This is a genomic window from Microbulbifer mixtoriginis (SeqCode), from assembly GCF_052466715.1.
The window spans coordinates 3,316,848-3,339,681 of sequence record NZ_CP174288.1 but is presented as its reverse complement, the minus strand read 5'-3'; the positions used below and the strand labels follow the sequence as shown (position 1 = coordinate 3,339,681).

Below are 22,834 nucleotides of genomic sequence, written 5' to 3'. Positions count from 1 at the left end.
TTCTAGCCGTGAATCCGCTTCTGGAGCGCGGGCCCTGGGCCGGTTATTCAAATCAGCGCATAATTAAACCGCCTCATCAGCTTGCAAGCAAAGCGGTGGCCCGTGAAAATGCGCCCCGAATGCGGATGACGCGCCTCTAGATTTAGCCAACGGAATTCTATGCCAATTGTTACCCTGGGGATCAACCACGACAGTGCGCCAATCGAGGTGCGCGAACGGGTCGCTTTTGCGCCCGAGGTGATGTCCGGTGCCCTGGGGGATGCGCGCAAGGCGCTCGACTGCCGGGAACTCGCCATTCTTTCCACCTGTAATCGCACCGAAATCTACGGCAATGTGGAGGCGGAGCCGCTGCTGCAGTGGCTGGCCGAGTATCATCAGGTACCGCTGGAGCAGCTGCGAGGTTGCAGCTATATCCACAGTGGTGAGGCGGCGGTGCGCCATATGATGCGCGTCGCCTGTGGGCTCGATTCACTGGTCCTTGGAGAGCCGCAAATTCTTGGCCAGATCAAGTCCGCCTATGCGGTAGCGCGGGAGTCTGGCAGTGTCGGCAGTGAGTTGCACCGGGTTTTCCAACGGGTATTTACCGTGGCGAAAAAGGTGCGCACAGAGACGGCGATTGGTGAAAACCCCGTCTCTGTTGCCTATGCGGCAGTATCCTTGGCTTCGCGTATTTTTACCGACCTGAAGCAACAAACTGCGCTGCTGATCGGTGCCGGTGAGACGGTGGAACTGGTGGCGCGCCACCTGTTAGATCAGGGCATTAAGCAGCTGATTGTGGCTAATCGGACTCTGAGTCGCGCGCAGTCTTTGGCGGAAAATTTTGGTGCTGAAGCAATACTGTTGGCAGATATTCCCGAGCACTTGTCCCGCGCCGATATCGTGATCAGCTCCACCGCCAGTCAGCTACCGATTTTAGGTAAGGGGGCGGTGGAATCCGCGCTGCGCAAGCGCCGTCACAGCCCCATGTTTATGGTGGATATCGCGGTGCCACGGGATATTGAAACCGAGGTCGGCGAACTGGACGATGTCTACCTGTACAGTGTTGACGATCTGCGCGGCGTGATCGATGAGGGGATGCGCTCCCGCGAACGCGCCGCCGAGGCCGCCGGGGAGATTGTAGATAGCGCTGCAGCGGAATTTACCAAAGAGGGCCGTGCTCTCGGAGCGGTGGACACGATTCGCAGCTACCGCCAGCGCGCACAGCAGATAAGTGGCACCGAACTTGAGCGGGTACTGCTGCAGCTCGATAAGGGCGATGACCCCAGGCGTCTGCTGGAGCAGCTGGCCCGTTCACTGACCAACAAATTGATCCATGCTCCCACGATCAGCCTGAAAAAAGCGACTGCGGATGGCGATCTGGAGCGGCTGCGTATCGCCCGCGAAGTGGTGGGGCTCGATGACCTCGCCGATACCGAATTAGAGAAAAAACAGAAATGAAAGAATCCCTATTGAACAAGCTGGAGAATCTGCAGGAGCGCCACGAAGAAGTTTCCGCGCTGCTTGGTGACGCCAGCATAATTTCCGATCAGGATCAGTTCCGCGAGCTATCGCGGGAGTACTCCGAGCTGGAAGAAGTGGTCAAGTGTTACGGCCGTTACAAACAGCTGAAAGAGGATATGGCTGCGGCGCGGGAAATGCTCGGCGAGAGCGACCCAGAGATGCGTGAAATGGCCCAGGAAGAGCTGCGTGAGGCAGAGGTCCAGGTGGAGCCCATGGAGCGCGAGCTGCAAACCCTGCTGCTGCCCCGGGACCCCAATGACCGCAAGAATGTCTTCCTGGAAATTCGCGCCGGCACAGGCGGTGACGAAGCGGCGATCTTTTCCGGCGATCTTTTCCGTATGTACTCGCGTTACGCCGAAAAACAGGGCTGGCGTATCGAAATTGTCAGTGAGAATGCTGGTGAGCATGGCGGCTACAAAGAGATTATCACCCGTGTGGCCGGTGAAGATGTTTACGCCAGGCTGAAGTTTGAATCTGGTGCACACCGTGTGCAGCGGGTGCCGGAAACCGAATCCCAGGGGCGTATTCACACTTCCGCCTGTACCGTGGCGGTAATGCCGGAGCCAGACGAGCGCGATGCGATCGAGATCAATAAGGCCGATCTGCGTGTGGATACCTACCGCGCTTCGGGAGCTGGTGGTCAGCACGTCAACAAAACCGACTCCGCTGTGCGCCTGACGCACCTACCCACCGGCATCGTGGTGGAGTGTCAGGACGAGCGGTCCCAGCATAAAAACAAGGCCAAGGCGATGGCACTATTACAGGCCAAGCTTTCCAGCGAGCAAGAGGCGGCTGCTGCACAGGAGATCTCTGATGCCCGTCGTAGCCTGGTGGGTAGCGGCGATCGTTCCGAGCGCATTCGCACCTACAACTACCCCCAGGGGCGTGTAACCGATCACCGTATCGGTCTGACCTTGTACAAGCTCGATGAAGTGATGCAGGGTGCCCTGGAAGAGGTGATTGAGCCGCTGCGTACCGAACACCAGGCGGATCAGCTGGCGGCGATGGGGCAGTAGTTGCCGTGTTGTGTGGCGATATTGGGTAGCGTTTTCCTATGAGCAGTGTGAAGGATAATCTCGCCCGCAGTATTGAACTTATCGACAGTGAGTCAGCGCGACTCGACGTAGAGGTCCTGTTGGCACATATTCTCGGCCGTGAGCGCAGCTGGCTGTATACCTGGCCCGAGTACGAGCTGAGCACGAGTGAGCAGAGTGAGTTCGATGGACTGCTGACGCGTCGTAAAGAGGGTGAACCTGTGGCTCACCTGACCGGTGAGCGGGAGTTCTGGTCTCTCACCTTGAGGGTCGATGCCTCTACATTAATTCCCCGCCCGGATACTGAACTGCTGGTGGAAGCCGCGCTGGAACTCTGCCCTCAAGAGAAATTGCGCGCACTCGACCTGGGAACTGGTAGTGGGGCAATTGCCCTGGCATTGGCCTCGGAAAAACCGGGATGGCAGATTATTGCGGCGGAGAAGTCTCCCGTTGCCCTGGCGTTAGCGGAGGATAACCGCAGGCGCCTCGGTTTCACCAATGTGCAGATCCTGGAAAGTGATTGGTTTGCCCAGTTGCCGCCCCAACAATTTGGCTTGATCGTCAGTAATCCCCCCTATATCGATGCAGCGGATCCTCATCTGGCCCAGGGCGATGTGCGTTTCGAGCCACACTCTGCGCTGGTGGCTGAGCGCCATGGGCTGGCGGATATTGAAGAAATCGCCAATCGCGCGGGAAGTTTTCTGCAAGACGGCGGCTGGCTGATGGTAGAACATGGATGGCAGCAGGCAGAATCCGTACGGGAAATTTTTATTGCTGCCGGTTACAGAGCGGTAGAGAGTCGCAAAGACTATTCCGGCTGGGAGCGCATAACCCTGGGGCGCAAAAACTAGTCGGGTGGTTATTGCTAGGAATTTAAAGGGAGGGAACTCATGCACGACCACGTTCACCATCGCAATGGAAATGGCGCCCTCCGCCCGTTAATTATCGCTCTGATTCTGACGCTTAGTTTTTCAATTGTGGAGGCCATCGGTGGATGGCTGTCGGGCTCCTTGGCGCTACTCGGGGATGCCGCCCACATGCTCACGGATACTTTTGCCCTGGCACTGGGTGCTATTGCTGCGGTGCTGGCAAAAAAGCCCGCAGACCGTGAATTGTCGTTTGGCTGGGGGCGTGCGGAAGTATTGGCAGCAGTGACGAATGGCCTGATTATGTTGCTGATTGTTGTGGGAATCTCCTTTATGGCGATCAACCGCCTGCGCAGCCCCCAACCGGTGCACGGCAGTACGGTGATGTTGATAGCTGCAGCGGGCCTGTTGATCAATATTCTGGCGGCTTGGGTGCTACTGCGTGGCGAGCGCACGCTCAATATTCGCGGCGCATTGCTTCATGTGATGGGGGATATGCTCGGCTCGGTAGCCGCCCTGGCTTCGGGTGCGGTGATTTACTTTACTGGCTGGGTGCCGATTGATCCGCTGTTATCGCTGTTGATCTGTTTTCTGATTTTGATTTCTTGTGTGCGTCTGCTGCGTGATGCGGTGGATGTGCTAATGGAGCGTGTTCCCCGGGAATTGAGCCTGCCAGTTGTGGGGGAAGCCCTGGCCGCGGAGGTAGGTGTGCGCTCAGTACACGACCTGCATATTTGGCGTCTGGATTCCAGCACCATCTCTCTGTCGGCACACATTGTGGTGGATGATTTAAGTGCTTGGCCCGCGGTGTTGGAGCGCTTGAGGAGGACCCTGACCAAGCGCTTTGATATCGAGCATATCACTTTGCAACCGGAGCCCCTGGAGCAGCCCAGCCCCAGGATTATCGATAAAGTGAGTGGCCCGCAGTAGCGGGCTAGTCCTCGTCCCCTTGGAGGTCCGCGGCGCTATTGTCGGATACTCTTGTTTTTTGGGTATCTGGAGATTGGGTTTTTTGTGCAGCTGCCTCTTCTGGGATGACCTCTTCGGGCGGGCTGATTTGTTCCTGCGGAGCCTGGATACCGATGTGGTAGGCGGCGAAGCCAGGTTGCACCACCTGATCCAGCGCCATGCCGAGAATACGGCCGTTGTGCTGCGAGCGAATTTCTGTGCGCACATTGGTGATGGGATTGGTCACTGTGCCCAGTAGATCTCCCTTGCGCACAAACTCTCCCAACTGAACCCCACTAAAAATAATGCCGCCAGTGGAAGCCCGCTGCCAGGTGGAGTTGTAGTACACGGGCTCGGGATCACCCCATAGGCGGAACTTGCTCACCATACCCAGTTGGTTAAGCAGGGTGCGAATCCCTTTCACACTGTGGCTAACGGAGCGCTCGTCCAGCACCATCGGCGCGCCAGCCTCCAGAGTTACAGTGGGGATACCCGCATCCACCGCGGCGCGACGCAGGGTGCCTTTGGCCCCGGCGCTGTGGAGTACCACAGTGGAGCCGAAACCTTTGGTCATTTTCACGATTCTGGGGTTGGTGAGGTCGCCGCGTAACTGCGGCAGGTTGGTGCGGTAAAAAGAGCCTGTGTGCAGGTCTACCACTGCATTGCAGCGGCTGATGACTTCGTGGAAAAAGGAGTTGGCAATCCGTGAGGCAGAAGAGCCATTAGGGTCTCCGGGGAAGTGCCTGTTCAGGTCGCGGCGGTCGGTGAGGTAGCGTGAGCTGCGGTGGAAGCCCTGCAGATTAACGATAGGCACGCCGATTACCGCGCCACTTAACTGTTCAGCATCGAGGTCGTACATGACCCTGCGCACCGTTTCTACGCCGTTTAATTCATCTCCATGGACCGCTGCGGTCAGGCAGAGTACCGGTCCCGGTTTGGCACCGTTGACAACCAGGACGGCGGTGGGGCTGTAGACACCCTCAAAGTGTTGACTGGGAGACCAGGCCAGGCGGGTGGAGGTTGCCGGGGTTACCTCGGCACCGAGCAAGCGCAGGGGCTTGGCCTTTTCCACTTCTATAGAAATATTGCCGGTAGGGGATGATTCTGGCTGAGTGGATGTATCTACTGTAGGCCTGGTTTGCGGCTCTTTATTTGAAGGCGGTGCTTCCAGTTCATTGATGGGTTGGTCTAACTGCAGATTTTCCGCCTGGGGCAGTGATTTCTGAGGGGGGGCTTCCCCATTGGCCTGCGTATCAATAATTGGTTCCGCGGCGCCACTGGGTGGGCCCAGCTCGGTAATCACCGGCTGGTCCAATTGCAAGTTTTCCGCCTTTGAGGTGGCGCCTTCCTGCTCTTTTTCCTGTGCCTTCACGCTGGGTTTTTCTTGCTCGCCGGTGGTGGCACTCACTGCCCAGTTCTGGGCTGAGGCCAAAATCAGGGCAAGGCTCAACAGGCGCCGAGGCCCGTTGGGAAAAAGGCGCGGGATCATTGGGTAACTCCGATTAACTGCTTGTGCGGGCGGTGCCGGTTATTGTTGTTGCCCGGCACGCTTGGGGACTTGGAGCGCCAGTATAGTCAAAGCGTTCCCTGGGAATGTGAACCAACCTGTATTCCCCAGGTTTTGGCAATGGCTTTGCGGCTGGTTCGGCGCAGTCGAAGCGCCAATAGGATCGAGGCGGTGCCCAGGCCGATACAAACACCAGTCCAGTAGCCATAAACGCCCCAGAAATTTTCGCCCAGCCAATAGGCGCTGGAGAGCCCTACCAGCCAGTAAGAGAACAGCTGTATATACATGGGAACGCGGGTGTCTTTGTAACCTCGCAGTGCTCCCCAGGCCATGGCTTGAGCGGCGTCTACCAATTGGTAGGCGGCACAGAGCAGTAGTAGGTTGCTTGCCACTGCAATAATTTCCGCATTGTTGGTATAAGCCTGTACAAACAGATGGCGAAAGGTGATCAGTAGTACACCTGTTCCGAGGGCATACACGACGCCACTGCCAATCCCCACCTTGCCGGCAAACAGTGCCCGCTTGGGGCGCTTCTGGCCGAGTAAGTGTGCTGTGCGGATGCTCAGGGCCTGGGCTAGCGCCAGGGCTACCAGGTAAAAAATCGAGCCGATACTCATGCCGATTTGATGTGCTGCCACTATGGCTGCGCCATAGGGAGCGAGCAGAATCGTCAAGCTGGCAAAAAATGTGACCTCACTGGCAGCGCCGACACATACCGGCAGTCCTACAGCCAAAAGATGTTTCAAAATGGGCCAGTTGGGCCTGGGTGGTATCAGCTTTAGCTTGAGTTGGTGGTATACAGGATCTGTGGCGGCATGCCAAAACAGGGCGATAGCAATCAGGGTACTTACCGCTGCGGTTGCCCAGCCACAGCCGGCACCGCCCATAGCTGGTATAGGGCCGGCGCCAAATACAAAGAGAATATCCAGGGGGATATTGAGCAGGGCGGCGGCCAGATAAATACGCATGACTGGGCGCACCTGTCCCATACCCTCACAATAGCCGCGCAGTGCGGTTCCGAGGGCAAAGGGTAGGGTGCCTACCGTGAGTGCCAGGATATAACCTTGTAAAACCTGTCGAACAGGCTCCTCGGTTTTGATCCACTGGCTCCACACTGGCACCGCGAGCAGGGCAAGTAGCACTAATATGCCGCCGATCAAGCCAATCCAGAGAGCTTGGTTTAACTGGGCAGCACAACCTTCCTCATCGCGACTTCCGCGCAAGTGGGCAACAACCGGGGATACTGCAGCGAGCAGGCCGATCAGGGTAACTGCGCATACAGCCCAAATACTTGAGCCCAGCGCCAAGCCGGCCAGGTCTACCTCCCCGGCGTTACCGGCGACAATGGTATCCACAACGCCCATGCTCACCACTGCCAAGTTACTGACTACTAAGGGGCCCCCCAGTGTGGTGAGGTGGGAGAGTTCGGTGGAGATGGCGCGTCGGTAAATCTTGAGCAAGGGAAAAACCAAGTTTATTAAGGCAGAGCCTGTCGATGATTTTGGTATATCAGCCAAGTTCAGCCGGGGCTGGGCAGAAAATGTTATTGAGGCAGTCGGTTGTGCCAAATGATCTTTAAAGCAAAGCGGGGGAGCTGGATGGGAGCTGACAGCAAGAATTTCCCGTCGCCATAAAGGCGGAATATTCTACGGCTAAATCATGTTTTCTCCCAGCGGCTACAGAGGAATTTCCTGCAATAATCTGGCGACTTTGTGCGGTGTGAGAAAGATACAACCGTGGCTGACGGCAACTTCTCTGTAGTGCCAGCCGGGAATCTTTTGCGCGCGCTCACCGCTTACATTGGCTGGGGGGTAGTAGGGCTTGGTGCAGCGAATAAAAGTACAGCTCGGTCCTTGCTCGGGGGGGAGTCTCATTTGGATGGGATCCAAGTAAGTTTTCACGGGGTGAGGGGTCATACGCCGGCGCAGCCAATTTTGAACATCCTGCTTCTTAATCCCCATTTGCGCCGGATCTATCGGTAAAAAACAGCGGGTGCCGTGAATTTCTTTTGCCTCTGCCAGGCGTTGTGTGAGGATATCTTGCGGTAGTTGTTCGGCAAAAGCGTGATCGGGATTGGGAATGGCACCATCCAGGTAAACGAGATGGCGAATGCGCTCGGGAAGTGCGTCAGCGGTGCCGGCGGCCGCCATGCCCCCAAAGCTGTGCCCCACTAAAATCACTCGGTTTAATTCCTCGAATTCGATTACGTTCACCAGGTCTTGGATAAAGGTATCCATACCTATTGTGGGTGAAAGTAAATGACGTCTCTCTCCCAGGCCTGTCTGGGTGGGGGTGAATACCCGGTGTCCGTTGGCAGTCAGCAGCCTGGCTACGGGGCCCCAGCACCATCCCCCGAGAAATAGGCCATGAACCAGTACGTAGGTATTCACTATGCATTTACTCCATTCCGCGATTTGGAAGAACAAGCTTAGTTGGAGGCAGTGTAAGAGATGCCTGGGCCGCTCGACTAAAGTGAACACATATACTGAAAAGAGAGTGAAAAGGATGGTTCTGTTATGAATACCCTGGGTCGTTGGTATGGCTGCTTTGTGCATTGGGTGCAGAAAATCGACTGGCTCGGGCCTCTGGCACTACGGATTTATTTGGCGCCGATTTTTATTTTGGCGGGCCTCAATAAAATGGGGGATATCAATAGTGTGGCCGCTTGGTTTGGTAACCCCGACTGGGGTCTTGGCCTGCCGGCACCACTGTTTATGGCTTGGGCAGCGGCATTGACGGAGTTTTTTGGTGGTATTGCCATCCTACTGGGGTTTGCCACTAGGTTGGTGGCGATCCCCTTAATGTTTGTGATGGCGGTGGCGGCGTTTACAGCACACTGGGAGAATGGATGGTCAGCCCTGCCGGATAAAACTCTGGTTGCTCCTTGGGAGTGGCGCGAGGACCTGATTGATGAAGCCATCACTCGCAAAGAGAAGGCTATAGAACTCTTAAAAGAGCACGGCAACTATGAGTGGTTATCCGAGAAGGGTAGCTTTACTGTTCTGAAGAACGGCATAGAGTTTTCTGCGACCTACTTCATTATGTTGTTGGCACTGTTATGTAGTGGGGCGGGGCGCTTTTTTAGTATTGATTATTGGCTGTGCCGCCACTGTAGTGGGCGAGAATCCACCTAGAGTGGTGGTATACTCGCCGATTATTTGAACATTTGAGCGAGTATTTCACTTGATAGGAAAGTTGTTCCGCCGTTCCTCCTCCTCTGAGGAGAAGACTCCCCGCCAGGGAGACGAGCACTCCCAGCAGCGTAAAAGTGGCCAGAATCCCTCTAAAAAGCCTCGTGGGGGCCAAAAAGCCGAGGGGAAATTTGGCCAGAGCGAGGGAGGTTCGCGCCGGAGCGGCGGCAAAAGTTCCCAGAGGGGACGTCAGCGTTCTCGCTCTCCTAAGGCGGAGGCCCCGGCAACGCCCTGGTCCTTGGGTGATTTCAAGGTTCCAGAGCAAGAGGGCAAGGTCCGCTTCCATGACCTGGGCCTGCCGCCGGAGTTAATGCGTGGTATTCACGACCTGGGTTTCCAGTACTGCTCGCCAATCCAGGGCCATTCTCTACCTCACACCCTGAATGGCCACGACTTGGTGGGCAAGGCCCAGACAGGCACTGGCAAGACCGCAGCTTTCCTAATTACCGTCATTGATGATCTGTTGCGTCATCCCTTTGATGGTGAGCGTTACGCCGGTGAAGCCCGCGCCCTGATCATCGCTCCCACTCGCGAGTTGGTAATGCAGATCGCCGATGATGCCAAGGCGTTGTGCAAATACACCGACTTGGAAATCCATACCCTGGTGGGGGGGATGGATTACGATAAGCAACAGCGCAATCTGAATGAGCGATTAGTGGATATTCTAGTGGCGACACCGGGGCGCCTATTGGATTTTGTCGGCAACCGCGATTGCTTCCTGGATCAAGTGGAAGTGCTGGTGATCGACGAGGCCGACCGCATGCTGGATATGGGCTTTATTCCCCAGGTTCGTAGGATTGTACGTCAGACACCTCGCAAGACTCATCGCCAAACCATGTTTTTCTCTGCCACCTTCACCCCCGAAGTTGATGACTTAGTGGAGCAATGGACCGAAGAGCCGGTAGTGGTAGAAATCGAACCTGAACGGGTTGCCACTGATTCCGTCGAGCAGCATGTCTATCTGGCCGCTAGTGAGGAGAAGTACGCACTCCTCTACAATATTTTGCAGCGAGATGAGGTGGACAGTCTGATTGTCTTCGCCAACCGCCGTGACCAGTGTCGCCGCTTGCATGAACACCTGCTCGCCCACGGCATTTCCGCCGGTCTACTCTCCGGCGAAGTAGCACAGAACAAGCGTGTACGCACTCTCGACGACTTCAAGTCGGGTAAAACCAAGGTGTTGGTAGCCACGGATGTCGCCGGGCGCGGTATCCATATCGACGGCATTAGTCATGTGGTGAACTTCACGCTTCCCGAAGAGCCTGAGGATTACGTTCATCGCATCGGCCGCACCGGTCGTGCTGGCAAGACTGGAACATCGATCAGCTTTGCCTGTGAGGATGATGCTATGCGTCTGGAGCCGATCGAGCAGTTACTGGGGCAGAAGCTCAAATGTGAAGTCCCACCGGAAGAGCTACTACAGGAACCCCCGAGAGTCGAAGTGCGTCGCAGTGGTGGTGATAGGGACCATCGTGGAGGGCACGGTAACCGTCGCGGTGGTGGCCGGGGGCGTTCTCGTCATTGACTCCATCTAAGCTAATAGGCCGCTAAAGGCCTATTGGCGTTTCTAGTAATTGGAAACATACCTTATCTACTTAATAAGTAATGAGTGCATCAGTTTTTGCCTTTTTCCCTCTTCTGACCTCCCTTTTCTCTCCTTGAACTACACTGATATAGATTTTTCCTGTTGTTGGGATTTTCACTCCGTGGGCTGCCCCATTTGTTCAGGTGTTTGACACAGCCTTGAATTCGGATGTTTTTTTACCTATGTAAAATCAAAAAGTATTCGAATGCGAACTCTCTTCCTACATATCGGTTTTCATAAAACTGGCTCTAGTGCACTGCAGCTTGCTCTAAAACAATCCACCAAATTATTAAGTTCAAAAGGTATAGAGTTTCTTTCCTTGGGGAAAAAGGGGAGTTCCTCTCGTACTGTCGATTTCCAGAAAAAAAATGGTCGAATGTCCTATCGTCTGAACCGGCGGCTTAGTGACTTACTGGCATCAAGTCGCGGTGATAATGTCGTTGTGTCTGCGGAGCACCTGTGTTTTCTGCATACTTTTGAAGATATTGATAGTCTCTACAAGGAGTGTCGAAAATTTTTCGACCGCTGCCAAGTCGTTGTTTATTTGCGACGGCAGGATTTACAGGCATTCTCATTTAAAAGACAGGCTGCACGGGCGGCAGCACCTGATGTCAGTCCCTCCAGCTTGTTATTTGGGCATTGCGAAGGTGCTTTCTCACATCTCAATACTGACTTAATGATGTATTTTGACTATTTTTCAAAGTTAAAAATATGGTCTGCAGTTTTTGGGGAAGCTGCCCTGAATGTGCGGGATTTCTCTGCTGAACTCTTGCGTGAAGGCGATGTAGTTAGTGATTTTTGCTCATTGCTTGGAGTGAATTTTTGCATCCCATCTGTTCGTGTGAATGAGGGAGTCGGTCGAAAGGAATTTCTGTTAACTAATAAGTTAATAGAGCTTGGCGTTTCTAAGTCGGAGATTAAAAAACTCAAGCCGATGATGAGGTTGGAAGTTTCGGAGCCTTTCCCTGCAAAAGTTGAGGCAGAGCGCTTCTTTAGACGATTTGAGTGCTGTAATAAATCGCTTAACAGTCATTTCCTCAAACATTCTTCAGGTTTGGCATTTAGTGATGATTTTTCTGGATATCCCGAAGAGGGAAATGACTATTTAACCCTGCAGGATTTATCCTCTTGGTTACCGCAGATTCTATCTGCCGGTGTGAGGCATCCCCATCAGTTGCGCGATGCTCTGTTAAGAGAATCTCTGCAAAGCCTGATGGGAGAGTACCTCGAAAACCCATTGCTATTACGTGAGCTTGAAGGAATTGTGAGATGCTTGTCCCCCGTTATTAAGGATAAGCCAGTTGATGTGCCCCGGTTGTGGTCTCTTCGCAGCTGATTTCTACTAAAAGTGCTCTCTTATACCAGCTGGTTTTCTATTTGCGAGTCAACTGTTTGTAGTGAGCGAGTACTTGGTAGGCAACTTTCTCCCAGCTGAATTTCTCTTGTACCACGGCAAGTGCGGCATTCCCCATGCGATTACTCAAATTTCGGTCACTCATTAGTTGCTTAATGGCTCCTTGTAGATCCTCCACAGAGCCAGGCCTTGTCAAAATGCCTGTAATGCCATCGTTGACAATATAAGGCGTGCCGCCAACATTTGAGGCTATCAGGGGGAGTCCCGAGGCCATTGCCTCGAGGCCGGCGATACTCATTCCCTCCATAAAAGAAGGTAGCGAAGAGGCGTTTGCGGCGCGGTAAATGTTTGACATCTCCTTGTTGCTGACATTACCGAGAAAGTGTGCGTGTCCTGAGCTTATTTTATCTTTTAGTAACTCTTTAATTTCTGCTGACTCTTTACCTTCACCAGCAACAACCAGATACAGTTGAGGGTCATCAATCGCTGCAACTGCCGCAGCCAAAAAACGCACACCTTTTACCCGTTCGAGTCGGCAGCCGATAGCAATAACATAAGCACTTTCTGGAATCGATAATTGTTCTCTGAGGGAGGATTCTCCCGGATGAAATACAGAAGTATCTACACCATTACAGGTAAAGCTTATCGGTTTTTGGTAACCCGTTTCTCTAGTGTTGGCAATAAGGGTTTCACTGACAGCAAGTATGCTAGAAGTAATATCCAATTGTTTGCGCATCTTCTTGAGCGCTTTCTTCCCTTTTTGTGCTCTTTTGACAAATGAGGAGGTGTGATTGGTGAAAATAACGGGAACATCTAGCCCCTTGCAGGCATTTAAAGGACGCATGCCGTGCACATGCACAATGTCAACTTTACGTTCACGTACTTGTTGGCGAATTTTTCTGCGTAATAGCCAGTCGTAGAGTAGGTGACTGTCTGGCAACTTCAGGCGCTCAACAGTTACATCGTCAAAACAGTCAGTTTCGGGAGTGTTCTCATAAGGCTTTCTGGTCAGTACGTGTACTGAGTGATTAAGCTTGGCAAGCGCTCTAGAGAGTTCGAGCACATGAGTCTGAACCCCACCGATGGAGGGTGGGAATTCATTGGTAACCATTAGGATATTCATTAACGCTTGTACTAATAATTAGGTGGGTGAGTAACTGCCTAGCCAGTGTGATGCATTTTTAGTGAGAAGCAGACTCATTCTGCCACTCACTGGAGTTAAAGAAACATTCATCTAGAGATCAAGAGACAGACAATTACCTTGTTCCTATCTAGGCCGGGTATTGGTGAGAGTTTGTGCCAGGATCTCCCTCCCTGCGCAGTCGCTCTACCCAGAGTGCGGTACCCCCTGCCACTGCCGCAGGCATTACGAAGATATTCAAAATGGGCACCATCTTGGCCAGCATTACGCTTCCACCAAAGGCGAGGCTGGTTAGTTTGCGCCTGCGTAGTACGCTCTTTAGTTCGTCAAAAGGACGCTGGTGGTTATCGAGAGGGTAGTCAACATATTGTATTGCCATACACCAGGCACCCCAAACTGCAGCTAATACGGCAGGGATAATTATGGTCCAGCTGGTTACTGTGGATATCAGAAAAATGATCACTCCCCAGAAAATAAAATAACCTAACTTGCGCAGTTCCCGTCCCAGTGTGCGCCATACCATCTGTATCATTGGTTCTGCAGGAGGTGCTTTACCGGTGAGAAGTTCTTCAACTTTCTCGGCCAGTAGGCCATTAAAAGGGGCCGCAATAATATTGGTGATTATCCCAAACAAATAGCCATAGGCGAGGAAAAATAAAAACAGCACCAAAATTGCAATGATCCAGGCGAGCCAACGAAAAACGCTGGCGGTCCAGGCGGCACCTTTGGCCATCACGGCTTCCCACCAGGACATATTGGTAGTGTCCACTGGGGTGTGTGACAGCAGGCTGCTGATAAACTCACTGAGACCACCGAGTTGGGTAATCATGATGCCGCTGATCACGATAAATAACACTAGGTTGATCAGCAGGGGAACCAGGATAAAGGGGCGTAGTTCACGCTTGGTTAATAGGCGGGCGCCGCGCATTAGCGCGTCAATACCATGGACTGGATTTGAAGTCATAAAGTTACCTCTCGCAGGTGCGCGGCGGCCAATCAGTGTTTAGCACCGGCGGCTTTTAGTATTTCTATGTACTCGCTGCTCTGGCGGTGTTCACTAATGCGGGTTAATAAGGTTTTTCCATCCGGATCCATACTGTTGAGGTCGTGACCTTCGGCGAGAAATAGTTGTACAAAAGTGGCAAAACTCTCCGCTTTCATACTGCGGTAGGCGCGCTCAAGCAAATGGAAATCCCGGTTGGTATTTTTTGGTGCTTCTCCCACCAGGAAGCCGGCAATTCGCTCCTCGTCGAATACTTCACCGAGGACTTTTTGTTTGTCTTTTTTTAGGCTCAAAATCTTTTCCTTAGTTCTGTGAAAAAAGCCAGGTAGGTTGAACCTGGCCGCATGTTAAAAAGGTTTAAAGGAGAGCGTCGAGCTTATCCTTGAGGATCTTGTTGATCATCTGTGGATTCGCCTGGCCCTTCGAGGCTTTCATGATTTGGCCGACAAAATAGCCCATCATCTTGGGCCGCTTGGATTCGTCGGCTTTGCAGTAGTTATCTACTTGTACGCTGCTTGCAGCAATAACTGCCTCTACCATCTTTTCTATGGCGCCGGTATCAGATACCTGCTTGAGACCACGCTTTTCGATAACCTCATCCGCACTACCCTCTCCCTGTGCCATAGCTTCAAAAACCTGTTTGGCAATCTTGCTGGAGATGGTGTTGTCTTTGATACGCATGATTAACCCGGCGAGTTGCTGGGCGCTAACCGGGGATTCCTGTATAGAGATTTCCTGACGGTTCAGCAGTGCGGCTAACTCACCGGTAATCCAGTTAGCGGTCAGTTTGGGTTCCCCACAGGATTTACATACTGTTTCAAAGTAGTCGGCGCTGGCGCGCTCCTGAGTGAGTTGATCAGCGTCGTAGGCAGATAAGCTGTACTCTGACTGGAAGCGCTCGGCTTTGGCATCGGGCAGCTCAGGAAGTAGTTCACGCAGTTGCTCGACATAGTTATCGGTGAGCACTACGGGTAGTAGGTCTGGGCAGGGGAAATAGCGATAGTCATTGGCAACTTCTTTACTGCGCATGGAGCGGGTTTCATTTTTATCTGCGTCGTACAGTCGGGTTTCCTGCACTATGCTGCCACCATCTTCGAGAATATCGATCTGACGCTCGGCTTCAACCTTGATAGCTCGCTCAACAAAGCGGAAGGAGTTGATGTTTTTAAGCTCGGTGCGAGTGCCCAGCTTTTCCTCTCCCTTTAATCGCACAGAGACGTTGGCATCACAGCGGAGAGAGCCTTGAGACATATCTCCATCGGAGATGCCCAAATAGGTGACGATACTGTGGATTTTTTTCAGGTAGGCAACCGCTTCGGCGGCGCTGTGCATATCGGGCTCTGAGACAATTTCTATCAGTGGTGTGCCCGCGCGGTTTAAATCGATTCCAGACATGCCGTGGAAGTCTTCATGCAAGGATTTGCCCGCATCTTCTTCTAGGTGGGCGTGGTGCAAGCGTACTTTTTTACTACTGCCATCCTCTAGATGAATTTCAACTTCGCCAGCCCCAACGATAGGTTGCTCCAACTGGGTTGTCTGGTAGCCTTTGGGGAGATCTGGGTAAAAATAGTTTTTACGCTCAAAAACAGAGCGTTTACCAATATCCGCATTCATCGCCAGGCCAAACATAACCGCGTAGCGAAAGGCTTCCTCATTAGGGACAGGCAGGGTACCGGGCATGGCCAAGTCTACGGCGCAGGCCTGGCTATTCGGTGCCGCACCGAAACGGGTACTAGCGCCAGAAAAAAGTTTGGATTGGGTGGATAACTGCACGTGAATTTCCAGCCCGATAACGATTTCCCATTCCACGATAGATCTCCTTATACGGCGCTGGCTTGGTGCCAGTCGGTAACCTGTTGGTATTGATGCGCAACATTGAGCATGCGGGATTCGTCCAGATAGTTACCGGTAATCTGAAGCCCTACAGGCAAATTGTTTACCAATCCACAGGGGATAGACATGCCTGGTAGGCCCGCCAAATTGGTGGCGATGGTATAGATATCTTCCAGGTACATGGCTACCGGATCAGCCCCCTTGGCTCCCAACTCAAACGCTGGGGAGGGTGTGGTGGGCCCCATAATTACGTCGACTTTTTCAAAGGCCTGTACAAAATCCTGCTTGATCAGTCGGCGCACCTGCTGGGCCTTATTGTAATAAGCATCGTAATAGCCAGCGGATAGCGCGTAGGAGCCAACCAGAATGCGGCGCTGGACTTCTTCGCCAAAGCCCTCACCGCGGGAGCGCATATATAAATCTCGCAAATCTTTGGGGTTTTCACAGCGATGGCCATAGCGCACCCCATCGAAGCGGGATAGGTTGGCGGAGGCCTCGGCTGGGGCTATGACGTAGTAAGCGGGAATAGCCAACTCAGTATGTGGCAGACTGATATCCACCAGCTCAGCTCCGAGTTTTTCAAACTCCTTAAGGGCATCTTGTACGCGGGCGGCTGTTTCAGCATTCAAGCCTTCCCCAAAGTACTCTTTAGGGACTCCGATTTTGAGGCCGGCGATAGAGTCGCTCAGTCCCGCGGTGAAGTCTTCATGCGGACGGTTCAGGCTGGTGGAATCTTTTGGGTCGTGGCTGACCATAGCAGACAACAGATAAGCGGCATCCTCCGCATTGCGCGCAATAGGGCCTGCCTGATCCAAGCTGGAAGCATAGGCGACAATACCCCAGCGGGATACACGGCCGTATGTAGGTTTAAGGCCGGTGGTATTGGTCAACGCGGCGGGTTGTCGAATGGAGCCGCCGGTATCTGTGGCCGTGGCTCCAGGTACTAGCAGCGCCGCTACTGCTGCAGCGGAACCTCCGGATGAGCCGCCCGGTACACAACGGGTATTCCAGGGGTTTTTTACTGGGCCGTAATAGCTGCTTTCGTTGGAGGAGCCCATGGCGAACTCATCCATATTGGTTTTGCCCAGAGTTACGGTGCCGGCGCCGTTGAGGTTTTCCACTATGGTGGCATCGTAAGGCGGAATAAAATTGTCCAACATCTTTGAAGCACAACTGGTGCGTATGCCATTGGTGCAGATGATGTCTTTATGAGCAACTGGCACTCCGCACAGGGTGGGTGCTTCGCCTTTGGCAATACGTTGATCGGCGGCTTCGGCCTGCGATATGGCGAGTTCTTCGGTTACGGTAATAAAGCTGTTATAGCTGCTGTCTAGTTGTTGGATTCGTGCAAGTAGATGGCGAGTTAACTCCATACTGGAGAATGCCTTGCTCTGCAGGCCGCGGATCATCTCGGCGATAGTAAGCTGGTGCATGTTATTCCCTTAAAGGCTTTGGGCGGGCTCAGGGCGAAATCGAATAATTGGGTGCTTGCCTGGGGGCCTGTTCAGTCGATGACTTTGGGGACTAGATAAAGCCCTTCTTCAGATTGGGGGGCCAAGTTCAGGAAACTCTGGTGCTGGTCAGTCTCTGTTACCTTGTCGGCTCGCAGGGTCTGCACTTCATCAAGTGGGTGCGCCATGGGTGCGACCCCATCGGTGTTGACGGCCTGTAACTGGTCCACCAGTTGAAGAATATCGCCGAGGCGGCCGCTGACTTCCTCAATGGTTTCTTCGGATATGGCGATGCGAGCGAGTTCCGCCAGCTTCTCTACGGTTTGCGTATCCACAGCCATGGCAATAGAGCTCCTCCGGCTTCAGTTGCGAATCTGGGTTGCTCCGTATAAGGACGGGGCAGGGCCGGCAAATTTAGCACAATAGGCCGCTATTCTCACCGGCTCAGCTGTAGGGGGAAATCTGCAATCGATTAGCCGGGCTTCAGCCTTGCCCTGAACCGGTGCCGTTGTTAGAGTTTGCCCAATCCTGCCGGGCGCTCAGAGACTCCGGCGTATTGCGTAAATTCCGATTCGAAATGCGGCTCGGAACTCAGAATTATTTGCGCGGACTAACTAGGATTTGTATCCATAAAATAAGCCGCGCCCGCAGTGCCCGATCTGGGGGCTGACAATTAGTACAAGGTAATCGAATTCCATGTTTAAACGTTTGCGGGGCATGTTCTCCAGTGACCTCTCCATTGACCTGGGAACCGCCAATACGCTGATTTACGTTCGCGATCGCGGCGTAGTACTCGACGAGCCTTCTGTCGTCGCGATCCGCCACTACAATGGCCAGAAAATCGTTGAGGCAGTTGGAGTGGAAGCCAAACGTATGCTCGGCCGCACCCCCGGTAATATCACAGCGATTCGCCCACTGAAGGACGGGGTGATTGCCGATTTCCAAGTGACTGAAAAAATGTTGCAGCACTTTATCAAGAAAGTGCATGAAAACAGCTGGATGCGCCCAAGCCCCCGTGTGCTGGTATGCGTACCCTGTCAGTCCACCGAGGTGGAGCGTCGTGCGATTCGTGAATCTGCTCTGGGTGCCGGCGCCCGCGAAGTATCTCTGATCGAAGAGCCGATGGCGGCGGCGATTGGTGCTGGCCTGAACGTGGAGGAGGCCAGCGGCTCTATGGTGGTGGATATCGGTGGTGGTACGACTGAAATTGCCATTATCTCCCTCAATGGCGTGGTCTACTCCGACTCTGTGCGCATTGGTGGCGACCGCTTTGATGAAGCCATCGTCAACTATGTACGCCGCAACTACGGCAGCGTAATCGGTGATGCCACTGCTGAGCGTATTAAAGAAGAAATAGGCTGTGCCTACGCGGGCAGTGAAGTTCGTGAGATCGATGTACGCGGCCGCAACTTGGCGGAAGGGGTGCCCCGTAGTTTTACTCTGAATTCCGATGAAATTCTTGAGGCCTTACAAGAGCCGCTAACTGGTATTGTACAAGCGGTGAAAAGTGCCCTAGAGCAATCTCCCCCCGAGCTGGCTTCGGATATCGCTGAGCGCGGCATGGTATTAACCGGTGGTGGAGCCTTGCTGCGGGACCTGGATCGCCTGCTGATGGAAGAGTCAGGTCTGCCAGTGATCGTTGCTGATGACCCCCTTACCTGTGTTGCCCGCGGTGGCGGCAAGGCCCTGGATATGTTGGATCGTAGCCGTTTGTACCTGATGTCCAACTGAGTGGATTGAAGCTGGCGGGTTTTCCTAACAATTAATGAGGTAGCCCTGCCGGCGGTTAGTTTCACGTTTCAGTGACATCCGATATATTGTGAGATCAATAATCATTGACCTGTACAAAGGTGGCTGCCCTTGAAACCGCTTTTTACCCGCGGCCCCTCCCCTGAGTTCCGCCTTCTATTATTGGTGCCGCTAGCAATCGCCTTGATTGTTGCAGACCACTACACCAATTGGTTCCAGTCTACTCGCGAGCGTCTTTCTGGTGTTACAGCGCCTCTTTACTGGATCACTGGTGCTCCAGAGCGTGTTGGCGATTGGGCTGGAGAGCAGTTTCGCTCTCGCGAGGAGCTGCTTGAAGAAAATGACCGTCTCAAGCGTCAAGTATTGCTGTTGGAGCAGCGTAGCCAATTATTGGCTGCGGTTAAGGCGGAAAATACGCGTTTGAAGGAGCTGATGAATTCGGCAGAAATGGTTGATGACCGGGTGCTGGTGGCCCAGGTTATCGGTGTCTCACCGGACCCCCTTGAGCATGTGCTGTTGATCGATAAGGGGCGCGATCATGGTATTGATGTGGGCACACCGGTGATGGATGCGAGTGGTTTGCTCGGGCAGGTGATTGAGGCTGGGGATGCGTTCAGCCGGATTCTCCTGATCACTGATTCCAGCCACGCAATTCCTGTCCAAGTGTTACGCAACAGTATGCGTGCCGTCGTTGAGGGCACCGGTGACCTCTATCGCCTCAAGCTCAGGCATCTTGCGAATACCAGCGATATCCGCGAGGGTGATCTGCTACTCAGTTCCGGTCTCGGTGGACGTTTTCCCGCAGGCTACCCGGTGGGCGAGGTTATGTCGGTCTCCCGAGACCCGGGTCAACCATTTGCCGAGGCGGAAGTGCTCCCGCGCGGGCGTATGAGTCGCAGCCGCTTTGTTTTGGCGGTAATCGGGAGTGGGGGGCAGGGCCTTGCAAGCGAATAATCGCTGGTTTATCACGCTCACGCTCTTTCTCTCGATGTTACTTGTGGTTATGCCCTTACCACAGCAGTGGCTGTGGTTCCGCCCCGCGTTTCCGGCGCTATTGGTTATTTTCTGGGTTACTCGTATGCCTCAGGCCTTGGGCGTTGGTTTTGCCTGGCTGGTGGGTATCCTGGAAGATCTGATCAGCGGAGCCAGTCTCGGTACCCATGCATTGGCTCTGGCAGTTTTGGCCTATTTCAGCCTGTTAACCTACCAGCGTACCAGGGCCTTTAATCCAGCTCAGCAGCTTCTATGGGTGTTCGTTTTGGTGGGTATCCACCAGGTTGTGGGTAACTGGGTACATGGTTTGGAGGGAAAAACCGTTCCCGGCCTGACTTTCTTATGGCCGGCACTCACCACGGCCCTGCTATGGCCTTGGGTTGCTCCGCTATTGCATCGTCTCTGCAGTCGGCTGCAGGTTCGTTGAGCGTCTCGTCAGTCTGTAAATCAATGTAAAATTCTGATCATTTTTCGATCAGTATCGCTATAATCAGCCGCTGGCCCACAGGGAATATGTAGTACAGTGACAAATATCACCTCTTCGAATCGCCTTCTTCTTGCTTCGGGGTCGCCACGTCGAGCCGAATTGCTGGAGCAAATAGGCGTTGTGTTTTCCCAATGCCCGCCCTGGGTGCCTGAGCAGAAAGAAGCTTCAGAGACTCCCCAAGAATATATTCAGCGCTTGGCGCAGGAAAAATCTGTGGCCGGGTTATTGGCGACACCAGAACAGGCCGGGCTCTGGGCCCTGGGGGCCGATACAGTCGTACTTTGTGGTGAGCGTCTCCTGGAGAAACCGCGGGATTTTACTGACTTTGAGTCCATGATGTCGGCCCTATCGGGCAGAGAGCATTCTGTGCTGACTGCGATTTGTCTTCGCAGTCAGCACAGGCAATTCAGCTGTCTGGTGGAAACCCGGGTGCGCTTTCGCCAATTATCAGTCCAGAGTATTCAAGGCTACTGGCACACCGGTGAGCCCGCCGATAAAGCTGGAGGATACGGTATTCAGGGAATGGGAGCCGCGTTAGTGGAGTCTATCAGCGGCAGTTATAGCAATGTGGTTGGCCTGCCCTTGGAGGCGTTAGTTCCGATGCTGGAACAGGCCGGGATTTCTTACTGGCAGGAGGCCAAGTCTTGAGTGAAGAATTGCTGATCAATGTTGCCCCAACAGAGACCCGAGTGGCACTGGTAGAAAATGGTGTGCTACAGGAGGTCTACCTGGAGCGCAGTGCACGTCGGGGCATTGTTGGCAATATCTATAAGGGCAAGGTGATTCGGGTATTACCGGGGATGCAGGCGGCTTTTGTGGATATTGGCCTGGAGCGCGCCGGGTTTATCCATGCCTCTGATATCGCCCCCCTGGATGATGATGGGATGGAGTCCAGGGATGCTGAAGTTGCAGATATTCGTGCTCTTGTGCGGGAGGGGCAGCCCCTGGTCGTTCAGGTAGTAAAAGATCCTATTAGCAGTAAAGGCGCGAGACTGACCACCCACTTGTCAGTATCTGCCCGCTATCTCGTCTATATGCCGCAAACTCGTCATATCGGGATCTCCAATCGCATCGAGGATGAGGGCGAGCGTGAGCGCTTGCGTCAGCTGGTGGAGGCCGCCTCGTCACGTCTCGCCGAAGATGGCCTTTCCGCTGATGGAGGCTTTATTTTACGCACCGTGGCTGAGGGTGTTAGCGAGGAGGAGTTGTTACGGGATATCCCCTTTCTTTACAAACTTTGGGGGGAGTTGGAGCAGCGCATCAAGGAGCGGGCAGTGCCCTCCGTAATTTACGAGGATTTGCCGCTATTTATGCGTGCCCTACGTGATCTTGCGCGCCCTTATACCGAGAAGATTCGTATAGACTCCCGCGAGGCGCACGGTCGCGCGGCAGAATTTGCAGGCAAGTATGCACCAGAAATAGCTGGACGACTCGAGCACTACCCCGGTGAGCGCCCCCTGTTTGATCTGTATGGGGTTGAGGAGGAAATCCGCCGCGCCCTACAGCATAAGGTGACGCTAAAGTCCGGGGGGTATCTGATTGTCGAGCAAACCGAGGCGATGAGTACAATTGACGTCAATACCGGCGCATTTGTAGGTCACCGCAACCTGGAAGAGACTATCTTCAAGACGAATTTGGAGGCGGCAACGGCAATCGCCCGCCAGCTGCGCCTGCGCAACCTCGGGGGAATCATCATTATCGATTTTATCGACATGAAAGACCCTGAGCATCAACGTCAGGTATTGCGCACCCTGGAGAAGGCCCTTGAACGGGATCACGCTAAGTCGAGTATTACCGGGGTTTCCGAACTCGGTTTGGTAGAGATGACCCGCAAACGTACGCGGGAATCTCTAGGGCAAATCCTGTGCGAGCCCTGCCCTGTGTGTGAGGGGCGCGGCACCTTAAAGAGTGCGGAAACAGTTTGCTTTGAGATCTTCCGGGAAATTATCCGTGAGGCGCGCGCCTACGATAGTGAAAAAATCATGGTTTTGGCCAGTCAGGTGGTAATCGATCTGCTGCTGGATGAAGAGTCGGCGAATGTCGCCGATCTGGAGGAATTTATTCGCAGGCCCATACAGTTCCAAGTAGAGCCCATTTACAACCAGGAGCAGTACGACATTGTTCTTGTGTAAATCATTATTAGCCTCCTCGCAGTTTTTCGATGTTGGTCGTTGCGATGCCTGCGACAGCAC

General features: G+C 53.7%; 21 protein-coding genes. 12 read left to right on the top strand and 9 right to left on the bottom strand.

From position 1 onward, the window contains the following. Nucleotides 1–159: 159 nt before the first annotated feature. From hemA to ACJJH9_RS14785, 4 genes are read left to right on the top strand one after another with little or no spacing between them, the layout of a single operon-like run. A complete protein-coding gene (gene hemA / locus ACJJH9_RS14800; RefSeq protein WP_444884013.1) occupies nt 160–1,437 on the top strand; it encodes a glutamyl-tRNA reductase in 1,278 nt (425 codons plus the stop codon). Further along, on the top strand, nt 1,434–2,516 hold the full coding sequence (gene prfA, locus ACJJH9_RS14795) for a peptide chain release factor 1 (protein WP_252083027.1): 1,083 nt from the start codon (nt 1,434–1,436) through the stop codon (nt 2,514–2,516). Before hemA ends, prfA begins: the two co-directional genes overlap by 4 nt. Before the next feature lie 38 nt (nt 2,517–2,554). Further along, nucleotides 2,555–3,385, top strand: a complete 831-nt coding sequence (prmC, locus tag ACJJH9_RS14790; RefSeq protein ID WP_444923228.1) for a peptide chain release factor N(5)-glutamine methyltransferase — start codon at nt 2,555–2,557, stop codon at nt 3,383–3,385. 39 nt (nt 3,386–3,424) lie between these two features. Beyond that, nucleotides 3,425–4,330, top strand: coding sequence for a cation diffusion facilitator family transporter (locus tag ACJJH9_RS14785; RefSeq protein WP_444886984.1), 906 nt, complete (start codon nt 3,425–3,427; stop codon nt 4,328–4,330). A 4-nt stretch (nt 4,331–4,334) separates the two neighbouring features. Here ACJJH9_RS14785 and ACJJH9_RS14780 read toward each other — a convergent pair whose 3' ends face one another. The 3 genes from ACJJH9_RS14780 to ACJJH9_RS14770 all read right to left on the bottom strand — a co-directional run bounded on the left by ACJJH9_RS14780 (nt 4,335) and on the right by ACJJH9_RS14770 (nt 8,245). After that, nucleotides 4,335–5,837: a succinylglutamate desuccinylase/aspartoacylase family protein gene (locus ACJJH9_RS14780; RefSeq protein ID WP_444923227.1), complete on the bottom strand. Its 1,503-nt coding sequence runs from the start codon at nt 5,835–5,837 to the stop codon at nt 4,335–4,337. Nucleotides 5,838–5,923: 86 nt separating this feature from the next. Further along, nucleotides 5,924–7,315, bottom strand: coding sequence for an MATE family efflux transporter (locus tag ACJJH9_RS14775; RefSeq protein WP_444910311.1), 1,392 nt, complete (start codon nt 7,313–7,315; stop codon nt 5,924–5,926). 216 nt (nt 7,316–7,531) lie between these two features. Further along, a complete protein-coding gene (locus ACJJH9_RS14770; RefSeq protein ID WP_444923226.1) occupies nt 7,532–8,245 on the bottom strand; it encodes an alpha/beta fold hydrolase in 714 nt (237 codons plus the stop codon). Nucleotides 8,246–8,371: 126 nt separating this feature from the next. Here ACJJH9_RS14770 and ACJJH9_RS14765 point away from each other — a divergent pair, with 126 nt between their 5' ends. The 3 genes from ACJJH9_RS14765 (at nt 8,372) to ACJJH9_RS14755 (ending at nt 11,967) form a co-directional block, all read left to right on the top strand. Next, nucleotides 8,372–8,989 carry an HvfX family Cu-binding RiPP maturation protein gene (locus ACJJH9_RS14765; RefSeq protein ID WP_252083021.1) on the top strand — a complete coding sequence of 206 codons (618 nt, stop codon included), beginning with the start codon at nt 8,372–8,374 and terminating at the stop codon, nt 8,987–8,989. A 49-nt stretch (nt 8,990–9,038) separates the two neighbouring features. After that, nucleotides 9,039–10,571 carry an ATP-dependent RNA helicase RhlB gene (gene rhlB / locus ACJJH9_RS14760; protein ID WP_444923225.1) on the top strand — a complete coding sequence of 511 codons (1,533 nt, stop codon included), beginning with the start codon at nt 9,039–9,041 and terminating at the stop codon, nt 10,569–10,571. A gap of 265 nt (nt 10,572–10,836) precedes the next feature. Continuing rightward, nucleotides 10,837–11,967, top strand: coding sequence for a hypothetical protein (locus tag ACJJH9_RS14755; protein ID WP_444923224.1), 1,131 nt, complete (start codon nt 10,837–10,839; stop codon nt 11,965–11,967). Nucleotides 11,968–12,004: 37 nt separating this feature from the next. Here ACJJH9_RS14755 and ACJJH9_RS14750 read toward each other — a convergent pair whose 3' ends face one another. The 6 genes from ACJJH9_RS14750 to gatC all read right to left on the bottom strand — a co-directional run bounded on the left by ACJJH9_RS14750 (nt 12,005) and on the right by gatC (nt 17,754). Then, the gene (locus ACJJH9_RS14750; protein WP_444923223.1) at nt 12,005–13,108 is read right to left on the bottom strand and encodes a glycosyltransferase family 4 protein; all 1,104 of its coding nucleotides are present in this window, start codon (nt 13,106–13,108) and stop codon (nt 12,005–12,007) included. Between the two features lie 148 nt (nt 13,109–13,256). Continuing rightward, nucleotides 13,257–14,090: a sulfate transporter CysZ gene (gene cysZ, locus ACJJH9_RS14745; RefSeq protein ID WP_252083017.1), complete on the bottom strand. Its 834-nt coding sequence runs from the start codon at nt 14,088–14,090 to the stop codon at nt 13,257–13,259. Nucleotides 14,091–14,122: 32 nt separating this feature from the next. Further along, nucleotides 14,123–14,422, bottom strand: a complete 300-nt coding sequence (locus tag ACJJH9_RS14740; protein ID WP_252083016.1) for a PA4642 family protein — start codon at nt 14,420–14,422, stop codon at nt 14,123–14,125. A gap of 64 nt (nt 14,423–14,486) precedes the next feature. Then, nucleotides 14,487–15,938, bottom strand: coding sequence for an Asp-tRNA(Asn)/Glu-tRNA(Gln) amidotransferase subunit GatB (gatB, locus tag ACJJH9_RS14735; protein WP_444923222.1), 1,452 nt, complete (start codon nt 15,936–15,938; stop codon nt 14,487–14,489). Nucleotides 15,939–15,949: 11 nt separating this feature from the next. Continuing rightward, nucleotides 15,950–17,395: an Asp-tRNA(Asn)/Glu-tRNA(Gln) amidotransferase subunit GatA gene (gene gatA, locus ACJJH9_RS14730; RefSeq protein ID WP_444923221.1), complete on the bottom strand. Its 1,446-nt coding sequence runs from the start codon at nt 17,393–17,395 to the stop codon at nt 15,950–15,952. Between the two features lie 71 nt (nt 17,396–17,466). Next, a complete protein-coding gene (gatC, locus tag ACJJH9_RS14725) occupies nt 17,467–17,754 on the bottom strand; it encodes an Asp-tRNA(Asn)/Glu-tRNA(Gln) amidotransferase subunit GatC (RefSeq protein ID WP_444884020.1) in 288 nt (95 codons plus the stop codon). A 355-nt stretch (nt 17,755–18,109) separates the two neighbouring features. Here gatC and ACJJH9_RS14720 point away from each other — a divergent pair, with 355 nt between their 5' ends. From ACJJH9_RS14720 to rng, 5 genes are all read left to right on the top strand, one after another. Continuing rightward, on the top strand, nt 18,110–19,144 hold the full coding sequence (locus ACJJH9_RS14720) for a rod shape-determining protein (RefSeq protein ID WP_020412569.1): 1,035 nt from the start codon (nt 18,110–18,112) through the stop codon (nt 19,142–19,144). Nucleotides 19,145–19,273: 129 nt separating this feature from the next. Continuing rightward, nucleotides 19,274–20,116 carry a rod shape-determining protein MreC gene (gene mreC / locus ACJJH9_RS14715; protein WP_444923220.1) on the top strand — a complete coding sequence of 281 codons (843 nt, stop codon included), beginning with the start codon at nt 19,274–19,276 and terminating at the stop codon, nt 20,114–20,116. After that, the gene (gene mreD / locus ACJJH9_RS14710; RefSeq protein WP_252083011.1) at nt 20,103–20,582 is read left to right on the top strand and encodes a rod shape-determining protein MreD; all 480 of its coding nucleotides are present in this window, start codon (nt 20,103–20,105) and stop codon (nt 20,580–20,582) included. Before mreC ends, mreD begins: the two co-directional genes overlap by 14 nt. A gap of 96 nt (nt 20,583–20,678) precedes the next feature. Further along, nucleotides 20,679–21,290 carry a Maf family protein gene (locus tag ACJJH9_RS14705; RefSeq protein ID WP_444923219.1) on the top strand — a complete coding sequence of 204 codons (612 nt, stop codon included), beginning with the start codon at nt 20,679–20,681 and terminating at the stop codon, nt 21,288–21,290. Continuing rightward, nucleotides 21,287–22,774 (top strand): ribonuclease G, encoded by a 1,488-nt coding sequence (rng, locus tag ACJJH9_RS14700; RefSeq protein ID WP_444884024.1) that lies wholly within the window; start codon nt 21,287–21,289, stop codon nt 22,772–22,774. Before ACJJH9_RS14705 ends, rng begins: the two co-directional genes overlap by 4 nt. Nucleotides 22,775–22,834 lie beyond the last annotated feature (60 nt).